General features: G+C 72.3%; 5 protein-coding genes. 4 read left to right on the top strand and 1 reads right to left on the bottom strand.

All coding sequences use genetic code 11. The annotated features are described in order from the left end of the window. Nucleotides 1-28: 28 nt before the first annotated feature. Nucleotides 29-805, bottom strand: coding sequence for a SigE family RNA polymerase sigma factor (locus ACFV5N_RS24800; RefSeq protein ID WP_385603888.1), 777 nt, complete (start codon nucleotides 803-805; stop codon nucleotides 29-31). A 174-nt stretch (nucleotides 806-979) separates the two neighbouring features. On the opposite strand from ACFV5N_RS24800, the gene ACFV5N_RS24795 reads away from it, so the two are divergent. The 4 genes from ACFV5N_RS24795 (at nucleotide 980) to ACFV5N_RS24780 (ending at nucleotide 4,649) form a co-directional block, all read left to right on the top strand. Continuing rightward, nucleotides 980-1,657 (top strand): response regulator, encoded by a 678-nt coding sequence (locus tag ACFV5N_RS24795; RefSeq protein ID WP_385603886.1) that lies wholly within the window; start codon nucleotides 980-982, stop codon nucleotides 1,655-1,657. After that, a complete protein-coding gene (locus ACFV5N_RS24790) occupies nucleotides 1,555-3,291 on the top strand; it encodes an ATP-binding protein (protein ID WP_385603891.1) in 1,737 nt (578 codons plus the stop codon). Before ACFV5N_RS24795 ends, ACFV5N_RS24790 begins: the two co-directional genes overlap by 103 nt. Beyond that, the gene (locus ACFV5N_RS24785) at nucleotides 3,288-3,908 is read left to right on the top strand and encodes a hypothetical protein (RefSeq protein ID WP_385603882.1); all 621 of its coding nucleotides are present in this window, start codon (nucleotides 3,288-3,290) and stop codon (nucleotides 3,906-3,908) included. Before ACFV5N_RS24790 ends, ACFV5N_RS24785 begins: the two co-directional genes overlap by 4 nt. A gap of 174 nt (nucleotides 3,909-4,082) precedes the next feature. Continuing rightward, entirely contained in the window at nucleotides 4,083-4,649 is a 567-nt protein-coding gene (locus ACFV5N_RS24780; RefSeq protein WP_385603880.1) for a VanZ family protein, read from the top strand. Nucleotides 4,650-4,751: the final 102 nt, after the last annotated feature.

The following is a 4,751-nucleotide window of genomic DNA, read 5'->3' as shown; positions in this document are numbered from 1 at the left end:
CCCCGCTTTTCCCCCGTTCCCCCGTTCCTCAGGCGACCAGTTCGCCGAAGGACTCCTCCACGTCCCGCCCCATGCTCAGCGAGCGGTCCTCGCGCAGCCGGCGCAGGGTGCGCCAGATGCTGCTCTTCACCGTGCCGACGCTGATGTTCAGCGTGGCCGCGATCTCCGGGTCGGTCTGGCCCTCGTAGTACCGCAGCACCAGCATGGTGCGCTGCTGCTCGGGCAGCCGGGCCAGGGCCTGCCACAGCACGGTGCGCAGTTCGGTGCCGCGCATCGTGTCGTACTCGCCCGGCGACTCGGGCAGTTCCTCGGTCGGGTACTCGTTCAGCTTGCGGCGGCGCCACGCGCTGATGTGCAGATTGGTCATGGTGCGCCGCAGATAGCCGCCGACCGCCGCCTTGTCGGTGATCCGCTCCCAGGCGCGGTACGTGGACAGCAGCGCGCTCTGGAGCAGGTCCTCCGCCTCGTGGCGGTCTCCGGTGAGGTGGTACGCGGTCGCGTACAGGGAGGCGCGGCGCTCTCGCACGTAGGCGGTGAACTCCGCCTCCGTGACCCCCTCGCGCCGCGCTCCCCGCACGGCTCCCCCGTTCCCCCGGGTCCCCCCGCTTTCCCCCGTTGTCCCCCCCGACGCGTCCACCGCACTGAGGTGCGCCGGGCGCGGGTGACCGATGCCGCGGTGGCTCCCCAGCCGGTTCGCGGCGCCGGACGCTGTGTTCCCCGTCACGTCGCACCGGGCGGGAACCAGGGAGGAGCGAGCGCGCGTCGTACCGACTGCCGTGTTGCTGATGCTGTGCAGTGCGCTCATCCCGCTGCCCCCATCGTCTCGCCGTGCTGTGCTCTGTGCGTCGGGGAATACATTGCCCGGCCAGTTTCATGGGCCCGTCCCCCAACTGTCACAGCGGTGTCACAGGGGCCGCGTCCCCTTGTCCCGGGAACGCACGGTCGAAGTCTCCGGGGTCCATAGGCCACAATGAGCCGCGTGGCTTTCCTGTTGCTGATCGAGGACGACGAGGCGGTACGTACGGCCCTGGAGATGAGCCTGTCTCGCCAGGGGCACCGTGTGGTGACCGCCGCGACGGGTGAGGACGGCCTCACGCTCCTGCGGGAACAGCGGCCCGATCTCATCGTCCTGGACGTCAATCTGCCCGGAATCGACGGATTTGAGGTCTGCCGTCGCATTCGTCGCACCGATCAGCTGCCGATCATCCTGCTCACCGCGCGCAGCGACGACATCGACGTCGTCGTCGGCCTGGAGTCCGGCGCCGACGACTACGTGGTGAAACCCGTCCAGGGCCGCGTCCTGGACGCCCGTATCCGCGCCGTCATGCGGCGCGGCGAACGCGAGTCGCACGACGCGGCCACCTTCGGCGCCATCGTCATCGACCGCGCCGCCATGACCGTCACCAAGAACGGCGAGGACCTCCAGCTCACCCCCACCGAGCTGCGTCTCCTCCTCGAACTGAGCCGCCGCCCCGGCCAGGCGCTGTCCCGGCAGCAACTGCTGCGTCTGGTGTGGGAGCACGACTACCTCGGCGACTCCCGCCTGGTGGACGCCTGCGTCCAGCGGCTGCGCGCCAAGGTCGAGGACGTGCCCTCCTCCCCCAAGCTGATCCGTACCGTGCGCGGCGTGGGCTACCGGCTGGACGCGCCTTCGTGACCGACACCCCCGCCCGCAGCCGGGGCCGGCTCATACGCGGTGCCCTGCGGCTCACCTCGCTGCGGCTGCGCCTGGTCACCGTGTTCGCGCTGGTGGCGCTGGTCGCCGCCGTCTCGGTGTCGGGCATCGCCTACTGGCTCAACCGCGACGCCGTCCTCACCCGCGCGCAGAACTCGGCCCTGAAGGACTTCAGCCAGGCCCTCGGCGACGGCGCCGGCGGGGTGCCCGAACAGGCGTCCTGCGAGATGCTCCGCGACATGGGCACGATCATGACCAGCGGCAACCAGACCTACCAGGTGGTGCTGGTCGACCGGGACAGCTCCGAGGGCGAGTGCGTCATCGAGACCGACCCGTCGGTGTTCCGGCTGGACATGGTCCCCGCCTCGCTCGCCGACGCGGTGCACCAGGAGCGCGACGACACCGACGCGCCCTACCACCTGTACTGGCAGCGGGTGGAGATCGACGGCGACCCGTATCTCATCGGCGGCGCCCAGGTCATCGACGGCGGCCCCACCGGCTACATGCTCACCTCGCTCATACCCGAGCGCGACGACCTCAACTCGCTGGCCTGGTCGCTCGGCATCGCCACCGCGCTCGCCGTCATCGGCTCGGCCCTGCTCGCCCAGGCCGCCGCCACCATGGTGCTGCGGCCCGTCGCCCGGCTCAGCAACGCGGCGCAGCGGCTCGGCGAGGGCAAGCTGGACACCCGGCTCGAAGAACGCGGCGCGGACGAGCTGGCCGAGTTGTCGCGCACGTTCAACGCCGCCGCCGCGTCCCTGGAGCAGCGCGTGACGGAACTGCGCGCCCGGGAGGCCGCCAGCCGCCGTTTCGTCGCCGACATGTCGCACGAACTGCGCACCCCGATGACCGCCATCACCGCCGTCACCGACGTGCTGGAGGAAGAGGTCGACAGCCTCGACCCCATGATCGCGCCGGCCGTGCAGCTGGTGGTGAGCGAGACCCGCCGGCTCAACAGCCTGGTGGAGAACCTGATGGAGGTCACCCGCTTCGACGCGGGCACCGCCAAGATGGTCCTGGACGACGTCAACATCGCCGACCAGGTCACCCACTGCATCGACGCCCGGGCCTGGCTGGACGCGGTCGAGCTGGACGCCGACCGGACGATCACCGCCCGGCTCGACCCGCGCCGTCTCGACGTCATCCTGGCCAATCTCATCGGCAACGCCCTCAAGCACGGCGGCGGCCGGTCGGTACGGGTCTCGGTGCGCGAGGAGATCGACCCGGCGGCGGGCCGGGACGACGTCGTGGTGGAGGTCGCCGACCAGGGGCCCGGCATCCCCGAGGACGTCCTGCCGCACGTCTTCGACCGGTTCTACAAGGCGAGCGCGTCGCGCCCGCGCTCCGACGGCAGCGGGCTCGGGCTGTCGATCGCGCTGGAGAACGCCCATCTGCACGGCGGTGAGATCTCGGCCGCCAACGCGCCGGAGGGCGGCGCCGTGTTCACGCTGCGGCTGCCGCGCGAGGCGCCGGGTGGCGGCGAGAGCGGTGACGGCGGTGACGGCGACGGCGGCGGTGACGGCGGAGACGACAGCGGCGGCAACGGCGGCAACGGAAACGCCGAGCGGAACCGTCCGGAGGACCCGGCCGGGCCGGGGAAGGAACGCCACACGTGACCCGAGGAACCCTCCGCACCGGCCCCGCCCTCGTGGCGGCGTGCCTGGCGCTGGCGGCCACCGCCGGCTGCGGCATCCGCCCCACCAACGTGCCGGTGGACGCCGGCCCCGCCCCGTCCCGCGCCAGCTGCGACACCGCGATGGAGACCGGCGCGGGCACGGCGACCGGCACGGTGGTCGCCGACGCCACCGAGGTGTACCTGGTGTGCGGCACCCGCGTGGAACCCGTACCGCGCCCCGTGGACGTCACGGCGGCCGGCACCGACCGGGTGGCGCTGGCCACCGCGCTGCTCACCGAGTTGCAGAACGACCCGGGCGAGGAGGAGCAGGCGGCCGGTTTCACCAGCGCGGTACCGCTGGACCTGGCCGTCACCGGCCCGGTCGGGGACGACCCGGCCACGGTGCTGCGGCTGAGCGAACGCCCCAGCGACCTCCCGGCCTTCGCGCTCGCCCAGATCATCTGCACCTTCGCCCAGGTCGAACAGCTCGGCAACGGCCACGCCGTCGTGCTGGGCGGCCCGGCCGACTCCCCCGACCCGCGCCCCCAGACCTATCCGTGCAGCGCGGCGATGCGGCACAGCCCCGAATCCGCGCCGTCGGTGGGCCGTTCCCTGTGAGCCCGGCACCGTGAGCGGCACATCACATCGGCGGTAAACGGAACCGCGCCGGGGGGCAGCCGCGTCCTGGAATCCGTGCACCGTCATCACGGCGGCCCGGCAGGGCCCGCCCAGCGCGCAAGCGGTCATCGTGGCACGGTCCGCGATCGGAGGGCAGACCCGAGGCTTCGGGTGGTGGCCTTCGTTCTGCTCACCGTCTACCTGGCCGTGGTGGGGTGGCTGATGCTGCGCCCGCGCTCGGTGATGTGGGTCTCACCGCCCAACCTGGAGCCGTTCGCCACCATCCGCGCGGATCTGTCCGCCGGCCCGGCGCAGGCACTGCGCACGATCGGCACGGGCCTGGCCGCCTTCGCCCCGCTGGGCGTGCTGCTGCCGATGCTGGGGCAGCGGCTGGGCGGGACGCGGTTCGTCTCGCTCTTCCGCACGGTGTTCGCCGCCGCGATGATCTCGCTCGGCATCGAGCTGCTGCAATCGCTGGAGCCCACCCGGGTCGCCGATGTGGACTCGCTGCTGCTGAACACCTGCGGCGTCACGCTGACGCACCTGCTGTGCTACGCGAAGCTGCGGGACTGGGTGCTGCGGGACACCCGGCCGCCCTCCCCCTCCCCGTCCTCCGGGACGGAACACGACCCCGTCCCCGCGCCGCTGGGCTCGGCGGCGCCGGTCCGGCCGCCGCAGGCGCGCCGTACCACGCACCGGGCGGGCCTCGCGCCGGGCAGCGCGTCCGCCGCCGCGCGCTAGGTGTACTGATCACGAGCGTTGTTGACAGTGGTCAGGGGTTGATCTAAGGCGAAGACCTCCGGTGTGGTGGAGGTGTCGAGTCTTCACCGCACGGAGGTCTTC

Origin of the sequence: Streptomyces sp. NPDC059853 (assembly GCF_042731495.1) — a bacterium.
In the GTDB taxonomy this organism is placed as follows: domain Bacteria; phylum Actinomycetota; class Actinomycetes; order Streptomycetales; family Streptomycetaceae; genus Streptomyces.
This window is presented reverse-complemented; position numbering and strand designations above follow the sequence as displayed.

Coding starts and splice junctions, on each gene's coding strand:
- ACFV5N_RS24800 (WP_385603888.1), bottom strand. CDS start 805: ATGAGCGCACTGCACAGCATCAGCAACACGGCAGTCGGTACGACGCGC.